The organism is Ideonella sp. (genome assembly GCF_041287625.1).
Lineage (GTDB): Bacteria > Pseudomonadota > Gammaproteobacteria > Burkholderiales > Burkholderiaceae_C > Ideonella.
Genome location: NZ_JBGGNH010000011.1, coordinates 15935 through 36664, shown reverse-complemented (window position 1 = coordinate 36664; position 20730 = coordinate 15935). Strand labels below are relative to the sequence as shown.

Genomic DNA, 20730 nt, shown 5'->3' with positions numbered 1-20730 from the left:
GTCATCAAGGATTGACCATGGCTTCAGACCTTCAACGCCGCCGCCTGCTTGCGGGCGCCAGCGCTGCAACCGGCCTCGCGGCCCTGGGCGTGGCGCCCGCCGCCCATGCCGACGACAAGATCCTGATCGGCTACTGGCCCATCGCTTCCGGCCTGCCGCTGTACGTGGGCCTGGAGCGCGGCATCTTCAAGGAAGCCGGGCTGAACGTCGAAGGCGTGAAGTTCGCCAGCGCCCAGCAGGTGGCCGAAGCGATGATCTCCGGCCGCATCCACGGCTCGGCCAACGGCACCGCTTCTGCGGTGCTGGGCCTGGCCGAGATCACCAGCCCCAACCTGTTCAAGATCATCTGTTCCAACCCGTCGAACAGGTCGCTGGTGCTGGACGAATTTGTCGTGCCCAAGGACAGCCCGCTCAAGTCGATTGCCGAGCTGGCGGGCAAGAAGGTCGCCAGCGGCCCCGGCATCCAGAACGTCACGCTGGCCAAGATCATCCTGGAGAAAAACGGCATTGCGAATCCGACGGTGACCGAGCTGCCGGTCGGCCAGCATGTGCCGGCGCTGGCAGCCGGCCAGATCGACGCGGTCTACACGCTGGAGCCCACCGGCACCGCAGGCCGCCTGAAGGGCCTGGCCCGGGTGCTGGAGACCGGTGTGATCGCCAAGTACGTGCTGGGCAACGCGGACGCGCCGTGGTTCGGCGGCAGCGCCAGCGTCACCACCGCCTTCGTGAAGGATTCGCCCGACCTGGCCAGGCGCTACATCGCCGCCTATGGCAAGGCGGTGGAGTGGGTGCGCAAGCAGCCGGAAGAATCGCGCAAGCACCTGGACGGCTTCACGGCCATCGAAGAAGCGCTGGTAAAAGAGGTGCCTTTGTCCGGTTTCACGATGTACAACGAGTTCAGCGCCAGCGACCTGGGCTACTTCCAGAAGTTCTTCGACGTGTTCACCGAGCGCAAGATCTTCAGCCGCAAGCTGGATGTGAAGTCGCTGCTGTACACCGCCTGAGGAGCCGACCATGCAAGCCATCGCATTCCTCTACAACAAGCGGTGGCTGCCGCTGCTCGGGCCGCTGCTGCTGCTCGCGTTCTGGCAGCTGATGATCTCGGCGCACTGGGTCAAGCCCGTGCTGCTGCCGCCGCCAGGCGAGACGTTGCAGTACCTGGCGCAGACATTCGCCAGCGGCGCGATCCTGCCGGACCTGTGGTCCACGCTGCTGCGCACGCTGAGCGCGTTTGCGATCGCCATCGCCATCGGCCTGCCGCTGGGCGTGATGCTGGGCAGCGCCGAAAACGCCTACCGCAGCGTCGAGTTCCTGATCGACTTCTTCCGCTCCACGCCCAGCTCGGCGCTGATCCCGCTGTTCATGCTGATCTTCGGCATCACCGACATCAACAAGATCGCCATCGCCAGCTTCGGCGCGATGCTGATCGTGCTGTTCAACAGTGCCTACGGCGTGATGAACGCCAAGAAGACGCGGGTGATGGCCGCGCAGATCATGGGCGTGTCGCGCTGGCACGTGTTCAAGGACGTGATGCTGATGGAAAGCCTGCCGCAGACCTTCATCGGCCTGCGCAGTGCGGTCTCGATGGCGCTGGTCATCGTCATCGTCGCCGAGATGTTCATCGGCTCCGAAACCGGCCTGGGCCACCGCATCATCGACGCGCAGCAGGTCTTCAACGTCAAGGACATGTACACCTCCATCCTGGTGACCGGCGCGCTGGGCTACGGCCTGAACCTGGTCTTCCTGCTGATCGAGAAGAAGCTGATTCATTGGGGAGGAAAAGCATGAGCGGCGACCAGTTGCCGGTCTCGGCCATTCCGACGGAGGTCAAGCTCGGGACGCCTCAGAGCACGGTGCTGACGCTGCGCGCAGCGCCGAACACCCATGTCACGGTGCGCGGGCTGTGCAAGTCCTTCGCCGGCCAGGTGCTGTACAAGGACTTCAACCTGGACCTGCCGCGCAGCCAGATCGTCTCGATCTTCGGGCCCAACGGTTGCGGCAAGTCCACGCTGATGAACATGATCGCCGGGCTGGTGCCGCTGGACGCGGGCGAGATCCTGTTCGACGGCAAGAGCCTGAAGGACACGCGCATCGGCTACGTGTTCCAGAACTACCGCGATGCGCTGTTCCCGTGGATCAGCGCCTGGGACAACATCGCCTACCCGCTGCGCCGGCAAGGCATGAAGGCGGCCGAGGTCAAGAAGCGCGTGGACGAACTGGTGGCCTTGTTCGAGATCCGCTTCGACCTGAAGCGCTACCCCTACGAACTCTCCGGCGGGCAGATGCAGACGGTCTGCATCATGCGGGCGCTGGCGCCGCGGCCCGAGGTGATGTTCCTGGACGAACCGTTCTCGGCGCTGGACTTCGAGATGACGCTGTTCATCCGCGCCAAGCTGCAGGAGGCGCACCTGGCCACCGGCGTGAGCATGGTCATCGTCTCGCACGACCTGGAAGACGCAGTGTTCCTGGCCGACCAGATCCTGCTGCTGACGCGCCGGCCCACGCGCATTGCCGAGCTGGTGCCGTTCAGCATGCCGCGGCCGCGCACGCCCGAAGCCGTGTCCGACCCCGAGTTCGTGCGCGTGAAAGCGCACACGCTGGCCGTTTTCCGCCGGGAGATGCAGGCATGAATGCTGTTCCGCTCGAAACCTACAACCTGACCAAGCGCTTCGGCGCCTTCACGGCCCTCGGCCAATGCTCGCTCAGCGTGCGGCCCGGCACGGTGCATGCACTGCTGGGCGAAAACGGCGCGGGGAAAAGCACGTTGGTGAAGTGCATCGTCGGCTACTACCTGCCGGACGAGGGTGCGGTGCTGGTGGACGGGCGCGAGCAGGCGATCACCTCGCCCACCGTCGCGCGCGACCTGGGCATCGGCATGGTCTACCAGCACTTCACCGTGGTGCCGGGCATGACGGTGGCCGAGAACCTGCTGATGGCGCGCGGCCACCTGCCGGCCGTGATTCCGTGGAAACAGGCCCGCGCCGAGCTGAGCGCGTTCATGCGCAGCACGCCGTTCAAGCTGGACCTGGATGCCACGCCGCTGGACCTCTCGGCCGGCGAGAAGCAGAAGCTGGAGATCCTGAAGCAGCTGTTCCTGAAGCCGCGCCTGTTGATCCTCGACGAGCCGACCTCGGTGCTGACGCCGCAGGAAGCCGACGAGGTGCTGGGCGCGCTGCGCGAGCGCGCCCATGCCGGCGACTGCTCGGTGCTGATGATCACGCACAAGTTCCGCGAGGTGACCGCCTATGCCGACGACGTGAGCGTGCTGCGCCGCGGCCGGCTCGTGCACACCGGCATGGTGGCGGACAGCACCAACGAGCAGCTGGCGCAGGCCATGGTGGGCGGCGGCGAACCGGGCAGCCGTGCGCCGCGTGAAGCGGTGGCGCGCGAAGTGCGAGAACCTGGCGAAGTCCAGTTGGCAGTGGACCAGTTGGAAGTCATGGGCGACCGTGGCGAGCTGGCTGTGCGCAGCCTCAGTCTGGCGGTGCGCGCGGGAGAAATCGTCGGTGTGGCCGGCGTCTCGGGCAACGGCCAGCGTGAGCTGATGGAAGCGCTGGTCGGCCAGCGCGCGCGCGGCAGCGGCAGCGTCAAGGTGGGCGGTCTGCCGTTTGCCGCCACCCGGCGCGAGAACCGCAAGCTGCGCGTGCGTGCGCTGCCCGAGGAGCCGCTGCGCAATGCCTGCGTGGGCGAACTCAGCGTGGCGCACAACATGGGCCTGCGCAATTTCGACGAGCCGCCGTTTGCCACCGGCGGCTGGGTGCGCTGGGGCAAGCTGCGGGCGCGGGCGCGTTCATGGATCACCGAATATGGCGTGAAGACCCAGGGCGAACGCGCGCCCATCCGCAGCCTCTCGGGCGGCAACGTGCAGCGCGCGGTGCTGGCACGGGAACTCTCCGAGCCGGCGCGGCTGCTGCTGGTGTCCAACCCGGTGTTCGGGCTGGACTTTGCCGCGGTGGCCGAAATCCACGGCCGGCTGGTCGCGGCGCGCAACAGCGGCACGGCAGTGCTGCTGGTCAGCGAAGACCTGGATGAGCTGCTGGCGCTGGCCGACCGCATCGTCGTCATCAGCGAAGGCCAGATCGTGCACGACGTGCCGGCCGCGTTGGCCGACCGCCACGCGCTGGGCGCCTTCATGGGCGGCAAGCACCACGAACCGGCACAGGAGGCCGCATGAGCGAAACAGAAGTCGCAGCCCGTCCCAGCGTGATCGAGATCAATGCCCAGCCTTTTGCCTACAGCTTCACGCCTGCGACCAGCGCACTGGTCATCATCGACATGCAGCGCGACTTTGTCGAACCCGGCGGCTTCGGCGCCAGCCTGGGCAATGACGTCTCGCTGCTGCAGGCCATCATTCCGACGTGCCAGGCGGTGCTGCAGGCCTGGCGCGCCGCGGGCGGCCTCGTGGTGCACACCCGCGAAGCCCACAAGGCCGACCTGAGCGACTGCCCGCCGGCCAAGCGGCTGCGCGGCAACCCCACGCTGCGCATTGGCGACGAAGGCCCGATGGGCCGCGTGCTGGTGGCCGGCGAGCCGGGCAACCAGATCATCCCCGAGCTGGCGCCGCGGCCCAACGAGATCGTGGTCGACAAGCCCGGCAAGGGCGCTTTCTACGCCACGCCGCTGCACGCGATGCTGCAGGGCCAGGGCATCACGCACCTGGTCTTCATGGGCGTGACGACCGAGGTCTGCGTGCAGACCTCGATGCGCGAAGCCAATGACCGCGGCTACGACTGCCTGCTGGTCGAGGACGGCACCGAGAGCTACTTCCCGGCCTTCAAACAAGCGGCCATCGAGATGATCCACGCCCAGGGCGGGATCGTCGGGTGGACGGCGCCGTCCGCCCCGCTGATCGCCGCGCTGGACCACTGGCAAGGCGCCACCTGAAGGTGCCTCGAACCGATTTGCCAAAGAACACGCCATGAGCCCGGACCAACCCGTTTCCCTGTTGACCCTGGAAGACTGGCGCGCCGCCTATGCGGCCGGCGCCACAGCCGAAGCGCTGCTGGGCGCGCTGCTGCCCAGGCTGCTGCCCGGCGACCCGGCCTGGATCGCCCGGCTGGACGAAGCTGGCCTGCAGGCCGAGCTGGCCCGGCTGGCCACGTTGGACCCGAACACTGTGCCGCTGTGGGGCGTGCCGTTTGCCGCCAAGGACAACATCGACGCCGCCGGCTGGCCGACCACCGCCGCCTGCCCGGCCGCCGCCTACCAACCCACGGCAGACGCCAGCGTGGTGGCGCGGTTGCGCGCGGCCGGCGCGGTGCTGATCGGCAAGACCAACCTGGACCAGTTCGCGACCGGGCTGGTGGGCACACGCTCGCCGTTTGGCGAGGTGCCCAACACCTTCGATGCGGACTACGTCAGCGGTGGCTCCAGCTCCGGCTCGGCCAGCGTGGTGGCGCGCGGCATCGTGCCGTTTGCTTTGGGTACCGACACGGCGGGCTCGGGCCGCGTCCCGGCCGGCTTCAACAACCTCGTCGGCTGGAAACCCACGCCGCACCGCCTGGGCATGCAAGGTGTGCTGCCGGCCTGCAAGAGCCTGGACGTGGTCTCGGTTTTTGCGCTGACGCTGGGCGATGCCGGTGAGGTCGCCGCACTGATCGACGGCCCGGACGATGGCAGCCCCCTGCCCGCCCCTGCGCTGCGCCCGGCCTGGCTGCCGGAGAAGCCGCGCCTGGGTGTGCCGCTGCTGCCTGAGCTCGACACGGTGCTGGGCTACGGCGCGCCCTGGCGCCAGGCCGAGGGCCGGGCCCGCGCGCTGGGCGCCGAGCTGGTGCCGCTGGACTTCACGCCGCTGTTCGAGGTTGCCGCGCTGCTGTACCAGGGCCCGTGGGTGGCCGAACGTTATGCCGCGGTGCGCGAGCTGATCGAACACCGTCCCGAGGTGATGGACAGCACCGTGCTGGAAGTGATCAACCAGGCCCGCCGATTCAGCGCGGCAGATGCCTTCGATGGCCGCTACAGACTTGAAGCACTGGCACGCGCCATCGCGCCGATGTGGCAGAAGGTCGACGTGCTGATGGTGCCCACCTCGCCCACGCACCCGACGCTGGCCGAGGTCGCCGAGCAGCCGGTGGCGCGCAACAGCGCACTCGGCCGCTACACCAACTTTGTCAACCTGCTGGGCATGGCCGCGCTCGCGCTGCCCAGTGGCTTCACCGCCGCCGGCCTGCCGTTTGGCGTGACCTGGATCGCGCCTGGCGGTGCCGACGCCGCGCTGGCCGACTGGGGCCGGCGCTGGGAGCAGGCCCGGTTGGACGAAGGCGACATGGTGCTGGGCGCGCGCCTGCGACCGGCTTTGCCTTCCGACACGATGCTGCGCCACCTGCCGGCCAGCACGCCCACGCTGGCGCTGGCCGTTGTCGGCGCGCACCTGCAAGGCCTGCCCTTGCACTACCAGTTGCGCGAGCGCAGCTGCCGGCTGCTGGCGCGCACGCACAGCGCGCCGCACTACCGGCTGCATGCGCTGCCCGGCACGGTGCCGCCCAAGCCGGCGCTGGCCCGCGTGGGCGCTGGCGAGACGGGCCACGCCATCGAGCTGGAGGTCTATGAGATGCCGCAGGACCAGGTCGGCTCGCTGCTGGCGCTGATCCCGCCGCCGCTGGGCCTGGGCTCGGTCGAGCTGGAAGACGGCCGCTGGGTCAAGGGCTTCATCTGCGAGCCGGCGCCACTGGCCGACGCACCGGACATCAGCGAACACGGCGGCTGGCGCGCCTACCTGGCCAGCCGGTCCCTTGCAGGCAGCAGCGCATGAGTTGGGCGCCCGAAGCCATCGACCTGCCGGACGTGCTGGCCGAAGTCACGGCCTGCTTCCACGCCTACGAAGCGGCCTTCATGCAGAACGACCTGCCGGCGCTGATCGGCTTCTTCTGGGAAGACGAGCGGCTGACCCGCTACGGCGTGGTCGACCGGCAGCTCGGCCATGCCGAACAGGCGGCCTACCGCCACAGCGTGCCCAAGCCCGGCTTCACCCGCCAGTTGGAGAACCTGCGCATCCACTGCTTCGGGCCGGACATGGCGGTGGCGCTGGTCGAGTTCCTGCGCAGCGACACGGCGCTGCGCGGCTTCCAGAGCCAGACCTGGGCGCGCCTGCCCGAGGGCTGGCGCATCGTCAGCGCCCACGTCAGCATGATCCCGTGGCCGCCCACGTAACATGACGGCTGTCATGAAGTCACCGCCAGATCCTGCAAACGCGGACATGCCCGCCGATTCGCCTGCGCCCAGCCTTGCCGAACAGGCCTACCGCCAGGTCAAGGCGCTGATCTTCGACTTCAGCCTGATGCCGGGCGATCGCTTCAGCGAATCGGACCTGACCGGCCGCGTGCTGGTCAGCCGCACGCCGCTGCGCCAGGCGCTGCAGCGCCTGGAGCGCGAAGGTTTCCTGCAGGTCTTCCCGAAGCTTGGCTGGCAGGTCGCGCCGCTGGACTTCGATGTGTTCGACGAGCTGTACGACCTGCGTGTGTTGCTCGAATGCCATGCGGTGGCCAGGCTGTGCGAAGCCGAGGACAGGCCGCAACTGGCGGCGCTGGCGGCCATCTGGCTGCAGCCGGACATCGAGCGCACCGAAGATCCGACGGCGGTGCGCGACCTGGACGAAGGCTTCCACCGCGGGCTGGTAGAAGGCAGTGCGAACCGCGCGATGCTGCGCGTGCATGGCGAGATCACCGACCGCATCCGCATCATCCGCCGGTTGGACTTCACCAAACCCGCGCGCATCGACGCGACCTACGACGAACACGCGCGCATCCTGCGCGCCATCACCCGCCGCCGAGCCGATGAAGCCCAGCGCCTGCTGCGGGTGCACATTGAGCAAAGCAAGCTCGAAGTCCGGCACATCACGCTGGACATGCTCTACAAGGCGCGGCAAAAGGATTGAGCCGCGCCCTCAGTCCACGGCCTTGGCCAGGTGTTCGTAGCGTGGGCGCGGCTCCACCGGACGGGCCTCCACCTCGCAGAGTTCGAGCCGTGGCCGCAACGGCACTTCGGTGACCTCGGTCTCGCGCTTCTGCACGATGACCTGGTTGTCGGCGTAGTGGCCCTTGATGACACTGCCGGCACCGATCACGCAGTTGTCGCCAATCACCGTGCCACGCAGGATCACGGTGTTGGCACCTACCCAGACATTGTCGCCAATGACAACCGGCGATGTCTTGAACTTGAGTTTTCCCGAACCATCGGCGCGCCGGCCCGAGCGGTCATGGTCGTGGTCATACACCATCACGTTGGGCCCGAACTGAACGCCTTCGCCAATGGTGATTTTTTCGTGGCTGACGATCATGCAGCCATGGTTCAGGTAGGTGTTGGCGCCAATCGAAACCTCGGCTGAGCCGCGAACCCTGATCCTGGAACCTCCCCGAATCTTCACCATCCGTCCCAGCGAAAGTCTGGCTTTCGCGCCCAGGTCGATCTCGGCGAAAGGAGAAATCACATTCACATTGGTGAATTGAAACCCCCTCAAGTGGAAGATTTTCAGGAGCCAGAATCTGGCCAGGGAATAGCCCAGGCAGATCGCTCCGCGAACATATTTCTTCATCTGCTGCATCACCGCTGATCTTTTGAATGTGCACAGCCCAGCGAGCACGCAGATGACGCCCGGAAGTCCGTTGCGGACTTCTGTCGCGGGCGCCCCGGGGTGCGGCCCGCGCTCTACTGCAGCTCATCATGTCGCGCCTCGACAAGGCTCCTTACCACATGCCGTAGCTTGACGGCATTGATGCCGAAGCTCGCCACTTCGGGCTGGGCAATGTGTATCGAGCGGTATCAAATGCAGGCCAACGCCAGCGGCCCAAAAGCATGCAGTAACAGCGAGCGCAGCGTTTCGATCAACCAGGGTGCCGCAGGTCTTCCACCCACTGTTGCACCTCTTGTGGCGGAGGTGGGGTCAGCAGGCTGACGATGATGGTGACCAGGAAGCCGAAGGGCACGCCGAAGACGCCGGCGGAAACGGGCTGAATGTCCCACCAAAGCTCGGCGGGCGCGGTGATGCCGAACAGGCCTCGCAGCCACGGGTGGGTGGCGGCCATGTAGCCGAAGCACAGGAACAGGCCGGCCAGCATGCCGGCCGAGGCGCCCCAGCGGTTGGCCCGGCGCCAGAAGAAGCCCAGTACCAGCGCTGGAAAGAAAGCCGAGGCGGCGAGCGAAAACGCGGCCGAGACCAGGAACAGGATGTTGGCCGGCTTTTGCGCGGCGACGCTGGCGGCCGCCAGCGCCACCACCAGCAGCAGCAGCTTGGACAGCATGACGCGGCGCGCGGTGCCGGCCTGCGGGTCCAGCACCTTGTGGTACAGGTCGTGCGAGAGCGCGTTGGAGATGGTCAGCAGCAGGCCGTCTGCCGTGGACAACGCGGCCGCCAGGCCGCCGGCCGCGACCATGCCGGAGATGACGTATGGCAGCCCGGCGATCTCGGGCGTGGCCAGCATGATGATGTCGCCGCCGATCTTCAGCTCGGCCAGTTGCAGGACGCCGTCATGGTTGATGTCCACCACCGACAGCAGGCCGGGGTCGACCCGGTTCCAGTTGGCGATCCAGGCCGGCAAGGCGTCGAACGGGGTGCCGACCAGGTGGGTGAAGATCTCGAACTTGACCATCACCGCCAGCGCCGGTGCGGTCAGGTACAGCAGCAGGATGAAAAACAGCGACCAGGCGACCGACTGGCGCGCCTCTCGCACCGAAGGCGTGGTGTACGAGCGCGTGAGGATGTGCGGCAGCCCGGCGGTGCCCAGCATCAGGCAGAAGACCAGGGCCAGGAAGTTGCGGCGCGAGGCTTCGAAGGCGTGTTGCTGCCCGGGTGTGCCGTCCGGGTCGCCAGCAAACTGGGCGGCGTGGTCCGGCATGCCGGCCAGCGGGCGCGCGCGGGCTTCCAGTGCCTCGCGCTCGGCACGCCAGCCGACGATGGCGCCGGCCTCGTCCTTGGGCAAGGCGGCCATCTGGCGTTCGGCGGCCTGGACAAGGTATTGCGGTGCGTCGGCCTTCTGCAGCGCGGCAATGCGCTGGCGCACTTCGGCCCGCTCGCTGGCCAGGGCTTCAGTGGCGTGCAGCTGCTTGTCGCCCAGCGCATTGGCCCGGGCATGGAAGGCCTGGATGGCGGACAGCTCGGCCGGGTCGGCCTTCAGCCGCGCCTCGGCCTCGGCCACCTTCTGCAACTGCTGGCCGTAGACCGCCTGCGGAAACGGCACGCCCGTCTGCTTGACGCTGAGCCAGACCACAGGCACCAGGTAGGCCAGCAGCAGCACGATGTATTGCGCGACCTGGGTCCAGGTCACCGCCCGCATGCCACCCAGGAAAGAACAGACCAGGATGCCGCCCAGGCCGAGGAACACACCGATCTCGAACGAGGCAATGTGCGTCAGCCGGGTGGTGATCAGCCCGACGCCGTAGATCTGCGCCACCACGTAGACAAACGAGCACAGCACCGCCGCGCCCACGCCGATCAGCCGCGGCAAATGGCCCTGGTAGCGCGCGCCCAGGAAGTCCGGAATGGTGTATTGGCCGAACTTGCGCAGGTAAGGTGCCATCAGCAGCGCCACCAGGCAGAAGCCCCCCGTCCAGCCCAGCACGTAGGCCAGGCCTTCGAAGCCGGTCAGGTACAAGGTGCCCGCCAGGCCGATGAAGGAGGCCGCGCTCATCCAGTCGGCGGCAGTGGCCATGCCGTTGTAGACCGCCGGCACGCGGCGGCCGGCCACGTAGTACTCGGCTGCATCCGTCGTGCGGCAGACCACGCCGATGACCGCATAGACCACCACCGGCGCGGCCAGGAACACAAAGCCGATGTACTGGCGCGGCATGCCCAGCCGCTCCAGCATGCCCATGCCCAGCACAAACAGCACGAAGCACAGCGCAAAGCCGAAGTAGATCGCATGCAGCCGGTGGCGCGCCCGCCGGCCGACTTGCGGCTCAGGCCGGTTCATCGCGGCTCATCGAAACCATGCTCGTCGTCAATGCGCCGGGTCAGCAGCGCAAACACCACCACCAGCAGCAGGTAGACCAGCATCGCGCCCTGCGCGGCCATCCAGAAGCTGAACGGCCAGCCGAAGAAGCCGAAATTCAGGCTGCGTGCATGCCAGGGCAGCACGAAGCTGACCAGCGCCCACACGGCCAGCAGCGCCAGCGTCAGGCGCCGGGTGCTGCGCCAGTGCAGGCGGGCACGCCCAGGCAGCGGCGCTGCCGCAGCGGGGGCGCCGAGCTCGGACTCGCGGGGTGGTGTCATGGGCAAAAAACTGCGATACGGCCTGGCAAGCGGGGCGCCGTTCGGTGGCCCCGAAAGGATTGTCGGGTCAATCCCGCCGCCGAACGGCCGACTGCGGCCGGCCTCCAGGGCGGGATATACCCCGAGCCAAGCGCCCGGCGTGAGAAAATACGGGGTTTGGACAAGATAGAAGACAAGGATCCGTCATGGACATCGAACGCATCAATGCCATTGGCAACTCGCTGGCCGACCTGACCCAGCGCACCCTCGATCTACGGGGGTATCTTTGACTACGACCGCAAAACACTGCGGTTGAACGAAGTCAACGCCACGCTGGAGAACCCCAACATCTGGAACGACCCCAAGCGGGCGCAGGAGTTGGGCAAGGAAAAGAAGCAGCTCGACGAGGTGGTCGGCACGATCAACCACCTGACCAGCAACCTCTCGGATAACACCGAGCTGTACGAGATGTCGAAGGAAGACGGCGACGAGGACGGCCTGAAGGCCATCGAAGCCGACGCTGCCAAGCTTGCTGGCGTGGTCGAGCAGCTCGAATTCCGCCGCATGTTCTCGAACCCGGCCGATCCGAGCAACTGCTTTGTCGACATCCAGGCCGGCGCCGGTGGCACCGAAGCCTGCGACTGGGCCGGCATGCTGCTGCGCCAGTACCTGAAGTACTGCGAGCGCAAGGGCTTCAAGGCGACGATGGAAGACGAGACGCCGGGCGAAATCGCCGGCATCAAGAGCGCCACCATCAAGGTCGAAGGCGAGTATGCGTTTGGCCACCTGCGCACCGAGACCGGTGTGCACCGGCTGGTTCGCAAGAGCCCGTTCGACTCGGCCGGCGGCCGCCACACCTCGTTCGCCTCGCTGTTCGTCTACCCGGAAGTCGATGACTCGATCGAGATCGACATCAACCCGTCCGATGTGCGCACCGACACCTTCCGCGCTTCGGGCGCCGGCGGCCAGCACATCAACAAGACCGACTCTGCGGTGCGCCTGACGCACATCCCGACCGGCATCGTCGTGCAGTGCCAGGACGGCCGCAGCCAGCACAGCAACCGCGACGTGGCCTGGAAGCGCCTGCGCTCGCGGCTGTACGACTTCGAGATGCGCAAGCGCATGGAAGAGCAGCAGAAGCTGGAAGACACCAAGACCGACGTCGGCTGGGGCCACCAGATCCGCAGCTATGTGCTGGACCAGAGCCGCATCAAGGACCTGCGCACCAACGTCGAAGTCTCGGCCACCCAGAAGGTGCTGGACGGCGACCTGGACGGCTTCATTGCCGCCAGCCTGAAGCAAGGCCTGTGAGCCCGAACTGACCGAACCGACCTGACCTGACGCCGGCCCGCGGGCCGGCGCCTGGGCCGGGGCGGACCGCCCACCCGGCCGACCGCACCCGGCGCCCACGCCGAAAACAACTGAACCCACGAGGACGCCCAACATCATGATGCGTGAAGGCACTGCCCCCCTGATCCGCCGCGAAGACTACCTGGCCCCGGCCTACTGGATCCGCCGCGCGGACCTGTGCTTCGACCTGGATGCCACCAAGACCATCGTCTCCAGCAAGCTGACCATCGAGCGCAACACCGCGCAGGACGTGCAGCCGCTGAAGCTGCATGGCGAAGACCTGAACCTGCTGCGGGTGCTGGTCGACGGCAACAGCGTCTCGTTCCGCCAGGAGGGCCCGCTGCTGATCATCGACGCCCCGGCGGCCGATGCCTTCACGCTGGAGATCCGCAACACGATCTCGCCCGAGAAGAACACCCAGCTGAGCGGGCTGTACGCCTCCGGCGGCGGGCTCTACACCCAGTGCGAGGCCGAAGGCTTCCGCCGCATCACTTTCTTCCAGGACCGGCCGGACGTGATGGCCGTCTACAGCGTGACGCTGCGTGGCGACAAGAAGAAGTACCCGGTGCTGCTGTCCAACGGCAACCTGGTCGAGCAAGGCGAGCTGGACGCCGGCCGCCACTACGCCAAGTGGCACGACCCCTTCCCCAAGCCCAGCTACCTGTTCGCCATCGTCGCGGCCAACCTGGTGGCGCGCGAGCAGTGGGTGCGCACCCGCTCGGGCAAGGACCACCTGCTGCAGATCTTCGTCAAGCGCGGCGACCTGGACAAGACCGAGCACGCGATGAACTCGCTGATCGCGTCCATGGTCTGGGACGAAGCCCGCTTCAAGCTGCCGCTGGACCTGGAGCGCTTCATGATCGTCGCGGTCGACGACTTCAACATGGGCGCGATGGAGAACAAGGGCCTGAACCTGTTCAACACCAAGTTCGTGCTGGCCAGCACCGCCACCGCGACCGACGTCGACTTCGACGGCATCGAGAGCGTCGTCGCCCACGAATACTTCCACAACTGGACCGGCAACCGCATCACCTGCCGCGACTGGTTCCAGCTGTCGCTGAAGGAAGGCCTCACCGTCTTCCGCGACCAGGAATTCTCGATGGACATGGCCGGCAGCACCTCGGCCCGTGCGGTGCGCCGCATTGGCGACGTGCGCACGCTGCGCGAGCGCCAGTTCCCGGAAGACGGCGGCCCGATGGCCCACCCGGTGCGCCCGGACGTCTACCAGGCGATCGACAACTTCTACACCGCCACCGTCTACGAAAAGGGCGCCGAGGTCGTGCGCATGATGCACACCTTGGTCGGCCGCGAAGGCTTTGCCGCCGGCATGAGCCTGTACTTCGGGCGCCACGACGGCCAGGCCGTGACCTGCGATGAATTCGCGCAGGCCATGGCCGACGCCAACCCGCAAAGCGCGCTGGCCCGGCACCTGGACGTGTTCAAGCGCTGGTACGCCCAGGCCGGCACGCCGCGCCTGGTCGCGCACTGCGAAAGCGATGCTGAAAACGGGCGCTACACGCTGCGCCTGTCGCAGTCCAACACGCCTTCGGCCGGCCAGCCTTTCAAGCAGCCCAACCTGCTGCCCATCGCCATCGGCCTGCTGGACCGCAACGGCCAGCCGCTGCAGCTTCAGCTCGAAGGCGAAGATGCACCGTCCGGCACCGAACGCGTGCTGGTGATGACCGAGGCCGAGCAGAGCTTCACCTTCGTCGGCCTGCCGACCGGTGACGTGGTGCCTTCGCTGCTGCGCGGCTTCTCGGCCCCGGTGCTGCTGAAGGACGGCCTGTCCGACGCCGACCTGCTGGTGCTGATGGCGCATGACACCGACGCCTTCAACCGCTGGGAAGCCGCCCAGCGACTGGGCGTGAACGCGCTGCGCGCCGCGCTGGATCACAACGACACCCCCGTGCTTGACGCGCCCTTCATCGAAGCCCTGCGCACGCTGTTGCGCGACCCTTCGCTGGACCCGGCGTTCAAGGAACTGGCGCTCACGCTGCCGTCGGAAATCTACGTGGCCGACCTGGTCGAGAACATCGACCCGCAGCGCCTGCACACGGCCCGCGAAGCCATGCTGGATCAGCTGGCCAGCGCGCTGCAGTCCGACTGGGAATGGGCCTTCGAGCACTACCAGGTGCGCGGCGGCTACCTGCCGAACGCCGAGCAGAGCGGCCAGCGCGCGCTGACCAACCTGGCGCTGGCCATGCTGGTGCGCCATGCCGTGGCCACCGGCGACAGCGTCTGGCCCGGCCGCGCCTACCAGCGCTTCAAGGACGCCGGCAACATGACCGACCGCCTGGGCGCGATCGAGGCGCTGGTCAACGCCCATGCCGAGCTGGCCGTGCCCGCGCTGGAGCGCATGCACAGCCTGTTCAAGGACGAGGCCCTGGTGCTGGACAAGTGGTTCGCGCTGCAAGGCCGCGCGTCCGAGCGCGGCGGCAAGGTCTTCGCCCGCATCAAGCAGCTGACGCAGCACCCGGACTTCACGCTGGGCAACCCGAACCGCGCCCGCGCGCTGCTGTTCTCGCTGACCGCGTTCAACCCGGCCGCCTTCCACCGCACCGACGCGGCAGGCTACGTGTTCTGGGCCGACCGCGTGATCGAACTGGATGCCATCAACCCGCAGCTGGCCTCGCGCTTCGCCCGCGGCCTGGACCGCTGGCGAAACCTGGCCGAGCCCTACCGCAGCGCCGCGCGCGAAGCGATTGCGCGCGTGTCCGCCAGGCAGGAACTGAGCGGCGACACGCGCGAGATCATCGACCGCGCGCTGCAACAAGACTGAGCCTGATCCGCCGCGGCGGCGGCGGGTCGGCGAACGGTTTCAACATCAGGAGCAATCCAATGAGTCAACGTGTCAGCCTGACCCAATACCTGGTCGAGCAGCAGCGGGAGCACGGGCACATCCCGGCGCAACTGCGGCTCTTGATCGAGGTGGTGGCCCGCGCCTGCAAGCGCATCGCGATCTCGGTCAACAAGGGTGCGCTCGGCGAAGTGCTGGGAACCGCCGGCTCCGAGAACGTGCAGGGCGAGGTGCAGAAGAAGCTCGACATCATCTCCAACGAGGTGCTGATCGAGGCCAACGAATGGGGCGGCCACCTGGCCGGCATGGCGTCCGAGGAGATGGACTCCATCCACGTGGTGCCGAACCGCTATCCGCAGGGCGAGTACCTGCTGATGTTCGACCCGCTGGACGGCTCGAGCAACATCGACGTCAACGTCTCCATCGGCACGATCTTCTCGGTGCTGCGCAAGACAGACACCCAGCGCGGCGTCAGCGAAGAAGACTTCCTGCAGGCCGGCAGCCAGCAGGCCGCGGCCGGCTACTGCGTCTACGGCCCGCAGACCACGCTGGTGCTGACCGTGGGCGACGGCGTGGCCATGTTCACGCTGGACCGCGAGCAAGGCTCCTGGGTGCTGACCGAGGAGAACGTGCAGATCCCGGAAGACACCAAGGAATTCGCGATCAACATGTCCAACATGCGCCACTGGGACACCCCGGTGAAGCGCTACATCGACGAATGCCTCGCCGGCAAGACGGGCCCGCGCGGCAAGGACTTCAACATGCGCTGGATCGCCTCGATGGTGGCCGACGTGCACCGCATCCTGTGCCGCGGCGGCATCTTCATGTACCCCTGGGACCAGCGCGAGCCGGACAAGCCCGGCAAGCTGCGCATGCTCTACGAAGCCAACCCGATGAGCTTCCTGATCGAGCAGGCCGGCGGCCTGTCGACCAACGGCCGCCGGCGCATCCTGGACCTGAAGCCGGGCAAGCTGCACGAACGCGTCAGCGTCGTGCTGGGCTCGAAGAACGAAGTGCAGCGCGTGACCGACTACCACCTGCAGCACGACGCCGAGAAGGCCAAGGGCTGAACCCACCGAAGCCCACGCTGCCGCCATGAACACCGACTTCATCTACTGGACGTTCACGGCAGCAGCGCAGTGCGTGTCGACCTTCGTCGCCCTGCTGCTGACCGGCTACGCGCTGGTGCTGTCGCAGATCGAGTCGGCACGGGACCGCGACGACTCGCTGCAGGACATCCACGACGCGCTGCGCATGTCCTACCACAGCCGCCTGACCTGGCTGGCCTGGCTGACGGCCATCGCGGTCGTGCTGAGCCTACTGGTGGTCTGGGTCAACCGGGCCAACATCCCGCCGCCGGACGCGCTGATGGGCGGCGCCGCGTTCATGGACACGCTGGCCATCGTGGCCGGCCTGGCCTTCGTGGTCACCATCATCGACCCGCGCAAGTACCAGAAGGCGGCAGAGCGCGAACTGGAGCAGCAGGCGCAGCTCAAGGAAGGCGAAGACGCCGCCAACCGCACGCCCTCAACCGAGTTCTTCCGCGTCTACCGAAAGCTCGAACGCTCGCTGCGCGACCTGGCCATGCGCCAGGGCATGGAGGAAGCGCAGGCAGACGGCCGTGGCACCGGCGCCGGCAGCCTGCGCCAGGTGGCGGAAACCTTGATCCAGCACGAGGTGATCTCCGAGGAGCTCTACAGCGAGCTGCAGCAGATCATCAAGTACCGCAACCTGCTGTTCCACGGCCATGTGAAAGAGGCGAATTTCGCGATGGTCGAACGGGCCCGCCATGCCACCGGCAAGCTGAAAGCCGCCGCCAAGCACGTCGACCACCCCGCTCGAACCGAGACCAACTGATCAGCCCAGGCCCAGGCCGACCTCGATCAGCCCGCACAGCAAATGGCCCAGGAACATCTGGGCTTCCTGCTGATGGACTTGCGCCGCAGCCGGTGTCAGCAGGCTCAGGTGGCAGGCCTGCTGCAAGGCCAGGTTGTCCGGTCCCAGCAAGCCAAGAATGGACAGGCCCTCTTCGCGCGCAGCCCGCACCGCATTGAGCAGCAGCGTCGGCGTGCCGGCGGTCTCCGGCTCCACCGAAGTGCTCAGCGCCAGCAAGGCATCGCCCGGGCGGCCCAGCCCCCGCACCTGCCGCGCATACAGGTCCAGGCCGTCGCCGTCGCCCCAGGGCGCACCGTCGGCCGACAGCGCCAGTACCGCCAGCGGCCGCCGCCCACGCGCCGAGCGCCCCGCCAGCCGGCCTGCCAGGTAGCGCGCCAGCGGCACCGAGGCGCCCTGCCCGCACAGCAGCAGCTTGCCGCCGGCCGACAGGCAGGCCGTCAGCCGCTCGGCCATCTCCGCCAGCGGCGCAGCCTGCGCATCGAGTTGGTCGAACACCGCGCGGTGCGCGGCCAGGGCCTGCGCCATGGCCACGGCGCCGCCGCCTGCCGCTTCGGCAGACCCGGTGGAAAACGCCAGCGGTTCAGTCAGCAAGGTCATGTTGCGATCCCCCAAGGGCTGCAGCACGCAGGCGCCGATGCGAAACCTGCGCATGACTGCAATCCTTGTTTTCGCCCGCATGGTGACAAAGCCTGAGCGCGCCAAACCGTGAAAAAGCACCGCTTGGCCATGTCTTTCATTTGCTTGCACCTGAGCGGTGGGGCAGTCACGCCGCATTGCCCTCACCGCGCCGCAGCCCTGAATTTTTCCGGTAGCAGACGATTCAACCCGTCAAAAATGCCTGCTAGAATTCTTGTTTTCGCCGGTGTAGCTCAGTTGGTAGAGCAGCTCATTCGTAATGAGAAGGTCGAGGGTTCGACTCCTTTCTCCGGCACCATCTCAAGAAAAAGCCGGCGCCAAGCGTCGGCTTTTTTCGTTATGGCCGAAGCCGCCTGTTGGCGATCCGCACGATGGCGGCCAGACTGCGCTGCACGTCCGCGTCGGTGGTCGCCCAGGAGCACACGCTGATGCGCATCGCGGCGTGGCCCTGCCACTGCGTGAGGCCACACCAGCAGGTGCCGTCGGCCTGCAATGCCTCGATCACGTCACGCGTGACCTGTGCATCGCCGAAGCTCACCAGCACCTGATTCAACGCGACGTCGTTGAGCACCTCGAAACCGGCGCCGCGCAGGCCCTGCGCGAAGGCACGCGCGTGGGCGCAGCAGCGCTCGACCAGTGCCGCCACGCCGCTGCGGCCGAGGGCCGACAAAGCGGCCCACACGTCCACGCCACGGGCGCGACGCGACAGTTCCGGCGTGAAGTCGGACGGCGGCCGGGCGCCGCCCGTCGTTGGCAGGTAGGCGGCGGTCACCGACATCGCGGCGCGCAGCGCGTTCGCGTCGCGCACGAACACCAGCCCGCTGTCGTAGGGCACGTTCAGCCACTTGTGCGCGTCGGTGGCCCAGGAGTCGGCCTGGTCCACGCCCTCGCAGAGCTGGCGCAGCGTGGGCGCGGCCCGTGCCCAAAGGCCGAAGGCGCCATCCACGTGGACCCACGCGCCGTCGTGGTGGGCCCGCTCGCACAGTTCGGCGAAGGGGTCGAAAGCGCCGGTGTTGACGTTGCCCGCCTGCACACAAACGATGCTCGGACCGCTCAGCCGCGGCAGGCGCTCGGCACGCATGCGCCCTTGCCCATCCACTGGCACCGTGACGACCCGGCTGCGGCCCAGCCCGAGCACGCCCAAGGCCTTGAACAGCGTCGGGTGGGCCTCGGCGCCGACGGCCACCGTGATCGGCGGCGCGCCGAACAGTCCGTCGGCCTCGACGTCCCAGCCGGCGCGCTCGAGCACGGCGTGGCGCGCGGCAGCCAGCGCGCACAGGTTGCCCATCGTGGTGCCGCTGACGAAGGCACCGGCTGCATCCCGCGGCAAGCCCAGCAGCTCGCGCAGCCAGCGCAGCGCAACGAGTTCGAACGCGGCCGTCGCCGGGGCGCCGGTCGGATTGGCCGAGTTCTGGTCCCAGGCGGTGGCGAGCCAGTTGGCGGCAACGGTGACCGGCAATGCGCCGCCGACGACAAAGCCGAAGAAGCGGCCACCGGCGCTCGCCATCGTGGCCGGGGAACCCAGCTCGTCCAGCCGCCGCAGCACGGCGTCGGCGGCCTGGGGGTGCTCGTTCAGCGGCTGGTCCAGCTCGGCGAGCCGCGCGACCGCATCGGTCGCGGGGCCTACCGGGCGTTCATCCAGGCCTGCAAGATAGTGCGAGGCGCGCAGCGCAGCGTCGTGCAACAGCGGGTTCACGGCGTCGCGCCCGTCGATCTGATCATCCATTGGCCCCAGCGGAATGCGCCGCGCTGGGCGGCCTTGGGGCCCATTCTCGGGGCCTGCGCGCGCGTTCGTCCAGCGACGAATCAGGCGTAGCGCCGCGCGCTGAGCTCCAGCCCGACCGGCTTGATCCCGGACGCCCTGCCGGCGCAGCCGAAAGCCTCGAATCGGTCGACGCAGAGATCGCGTGCGGCGGTCATCGCGTCCTTCAGGAACTTGCGCGGGTCGAACTCGGCGGTGTCGCGCCCCATGGCCCGCCGCATCGCGCCGGTCATTGCCAGGCGGATGTCGGTGTCGATGTTGACCTTGCGCACGCCGTGGCGGATGCCTTCCTGGATCTCTTCGACGGGAACGCCGTAGGTCTCCTTGATCTGGCCACCATGCTCGCGGATCACGGCCAGCCACTCCTGCGGAACCGACGAGGATCCGTGCATCACCAGATGGGTGTTCGGGATGCGCGCATGGATCTGCTTGATGCGGTCGATCGCCAGGATGTCGCCGGTCGGCTTGCGGCTGAACTTGTAGGCGCCGTGCGAGGTGCCGATCGCGATCGCCAGCGCATCGACGCCGGTCTGCGCGACGAAGTCGGCCGCCTGCTCGGGGTCGGTCAGCATCTGCTCATGGGTGAGCTGGCCTTCCGCACCCGAACCATCCTCTTCCCCCGCCCTGCCCGACTCCAGCGAGCCCAGGCAGCCGAGTTCGCCCTCGACCGAGACACCCACGGCATGCGCCATCTCGACGACGCGCCGCGTCACGCCGACGTTGTAGTCATAGCTTGCCGGCGTCTTCGCGTCTTCCCGCAGCGAGCCGTCCATCATCACGCTGGTGAAGCCCGAGCGCATGGCCTGCATGCACACCGCTGCGCTCGCGCCGTGATCCTGGTGCAGCACGATGGGGATGTCCGGGTACATCTCGGCCGCGGCCTCGACCATCTTGCGCAGAAAGGGCTCGCCGGCGTATTTGCGTGCGCCCGCCGAGGCCTGAAGAATGACCGGGCTGTCGGTCTTCTGGGCGGCCTGCATGATGGCCTGGATCTGCTCCAGGTTGTTGACGTTGAACGCCGGCACGCCGTACTGGTGCTCGGCGGCATGGTCGAGCAGTTGCCGCAGCGAAATCATGGCCATGTGAAACTCCTTTGAATGGGTGGGA

Annotated in this window: 18 protein-coding genes and 1 tRNA gene; 13 read left to right on the top strand and 6 right to left on the bottom strand. The window is 67.6% G+C overall.

Annotated elements, in window-relative coordinates:
- Positions 1-17: 17 nt before the first annotated feature.
- Genes ACAH41_RS02755 through ACAH41_RS02720 form a run of 8 tightly spaced genes read left to right on the top strand, consistent with a single transcriptional unit; the run spans position 18 to position 7873 of the window.
- The gene (locus ACAH41_RS02755; RefSeq protein WP_325648329.1) at positions 18-1004 is read left to right on the top strand and encodes an ABC transporter substrate-binding protein; all 987 of its coding nucleotides are present in this window, start codon (positions 18-20) and stop codon (positions 1002-1004) included.
- A gap of 10 nt (positions 1005-1014) precedes the next feature.
- Positions 1015-1788: an ABC transporter permease gene (locus tag ACAH41_RS02750; protein ID WP_325648328.1), complete on the top strand. Its 774-nt coding sequence runs from the start codon at positions 1015-1017 to the stop codon at positions 1786-1788.
- Positions 1785-2630, top strand: coding sequence for an ABC transporter ATP-binding protein (locus ACAH41_RS02745; protein ID WP_325648327.1), 846 nt, complete (start codon positions 1785-1787; stop codon positions 2628-2630). Before ACAH41_RS02750 ends, ACAH41_RS02745 begins: the two co-directional genes overlap by 4 nt.
- Entirely contained in the window at positions 2627-4174 is a 1548-nt protein-coding gene (locus ACAH41_RS02740) for an ABC transporter ATP-binding protein (protein ID WP_325648326.1), read from the top strand. Before ACAH41_RS02745 ends, ACAH41_RS02740 begins: the two co-directional genes overlap by 4 nt.
- On the top strand, positions 4171-4884 hold the full coding sequence (locus ACAH41_RS02735) for an isochorismatase family cysteine hydrolase (RefSeq protein ID WP_325648324.1): 714 nt from the start codon (positions 4171-4173) through the stop codon (positions 4882-4884). The genes ACAH41_RS02740 and ACAH41_RS02735 overlap by 4 nt, the downstream gene beginning before the upstream one ends.
- Before the next feature lie 34 nt (positions 4885-4918).
- Positions 4919-6751: an allophanate hydrolase gene (atzF, locus tag ACAH41_RS02730; protein WP_325648317.1), complete on the top strand. Its 1833-nt coding sequence runs from the start codon at positions 4919-4921 to the stop codon at positions 6749-6751.
- Complete coding sequence (locus ACAH41_RS02725) at positions 6748-7149, top strand: AtzH-like domain-containing protein (RefSeq protein WP_325648316.1); 402 nt, start codon at positions 6748-6750, stop codon at positions 7147-7149. Before atzF ends, ACAH41_RS02725 begins: the two co-directional genes overlap by 4 nt.
- Positions 7150-7195: 46 nt before the next feature.
- Complete coding sequence (locus tag ACAH41_RS02720; protein ID WP_325648314.1) at positions 7196-7873, top strand: GntR family transcriptional regulator; 678 nt, start codon at positions 7196-7198, stop codon at positions 7871-7873.
- A gap of 9 nt (positions 7874-7882) precedes the next feature.
- Here ACAH41_RS02720 and ACAH41_RS02715 read toward each other — a convergent pair whose 3' ends face one another.
- The 3 genes from ACAH41_RS02715 to ACAH41_RS02705 all read right to left on the bottom strand — a co-directional run bounded on the left by ACAH41_RS02715 (position 7883) and on the right by ACAH41_RS02705 (position 11203).
- Positions 7883-8539, bottom strand: coding sequence for an acyltransferase (locus ACAH41_RS02715; RefSeq protein WP_325648312.1), 657 nt, complete (start codon positions 8537-8539; stop codon positions 7883-7885).
- Between the two features lie 280 nt (positions 8540-8819).
- On the bottom strand, positions 8820-10904 hold the full coding sequence (locus ACAH41_RS02710; protein WP_325648310.1) for a VC_2705 family sodium/solute symporter: 2085 nt from the start codon (positions 10902-10904) through the stop codon (positions 8820-8822).
- The gene (locus ACAH41_RS02705) at positions 10901-11203 is read right to left on the bottom strand and encodes a DUF4212 domain-containing protein (protein ID WP_325648308.1); all 303 of its coding nucleotides are present in this window, start codon (positions 11201-11203) and stop codon (positions 10901-10903) included. Before ACAH41_RS02705 ends, ACAH41_RS02710 begins: the two co-directional genes overlap by 4 nt.
- 185 nt (positions 11204-11388) lie before the next feature.
- On the opposite strand from ACAH41_RS02705, the gene prfB reads away from it, so the two are divergent.
- The 4 genes from prfB to ACAH41_RS02685 all read left to right on the top strand — a co-directional run bounded on the left by prfB (position 11389) and on the right by ACAH41_RS02685 (position 17186).
- Positions 11389-12493, top strand: a protein-coding gene (gene prfB, locus ACAH41_RS02700) for a peptide chain release factor 2 (RefSeq protein WP_325648307.1) whose coding sequence is annotated in 2 segments (ribosomal slippage) — positions 11389-11469 and positions 11471-12493 — 1104 coding nt in all. Because the reading frame shifts where the segments join, the coding sequence is not laid out codon by codon here.
- Positions 12494-12632: 139 nt separating this feature from the next.
- Positions 12633-15311, top strand: a complete 2679-nt coding sequence (gene pepN / locus ACAH41_RS02695; RefSeq protein ID WP_325648305.1) for an aminopeptidase N — start codon at positions 12633-12635, stop codon at positions 15309-15311.
- A 59-nt stretch (positions 15312-15370) separates the two neighbouring features.
- Positions 15371-16399, top strand: coding sequence for a class 1 fructose-bisphosphatase (locus tag ACAH41_RS02690; protein ID WP_325648303.1), 1029 nt, complete (start codon positions 15371-15373; stop codon positions 16397-16399).
- A gap of 25 nt (positions 16400-16424) precedes the next feature.
- Positions 16425-17186 carry a hypothetical protein gene (locus tag ACAH41_RS02685; protein ID WP_325648301.1) on the top strand — a complete coding sequence of 254 codons (762 nt, stop codon included), beginning with the start codon at positions 16425-16427 and terminating at the stop codon, positions 17184-17186.
- Here the strand turns inward: ACAH41_RS02685 and ACAH41_RS02680 are convergent, their stop codons facing one another.
- On the bottom strand, positions 17187-17876 hold the full coding sequence (locus ACAH41_RS02680; RefSeq protein ID WP_325648299.1) for an SIS domain-containing protein: 690 nt from the start codon (positions 17874-17876) through the stop codon (positions 17187-17189). It lies immediately after the preceding gene.
- Between the two features lie 207 nt (positions 17877-18083).
- Here ACAH41_RS02680 and ACAH41_RS02675 point away from each other — a divergent pair.
- Positions 18084-18159: transfer RNA gene (locus tag ACAH41_RS02675), tRNA-Thr, on the top strand.
- Between the two features lie 39 nt (positions 18160-18198).
- On the opposite strand, the gene ACAH41_RS02670 is transcribed toward ACAH41_RS02675, so the two are convergent.
- Complete coding sequence (locus ACAH41_RS02670; protein WP_325648297.1) at positions 18199-19587, bottom strand: aminotransferase class V-fold PLP-dependent enzyme; 1389 nt, start codon at positions 19585-19587, stop codon at positions 18199-18201.
- An 80-nt stretch (positions 19588-19667) separates the two neighbouring features.
- A complete protein-coding gene (gene fba, locus ACAH41_RS02665) occupies positions 19668-20705 on the bottom strand; it encodes a class II fructose-bisphosphate aldolase (protein ID WP_325648295.1) in 1038 nt (345 codons plus the stop codon).
- Between the last annotated feature and the right edge of the window lie 25 nt (positions 20706-20730).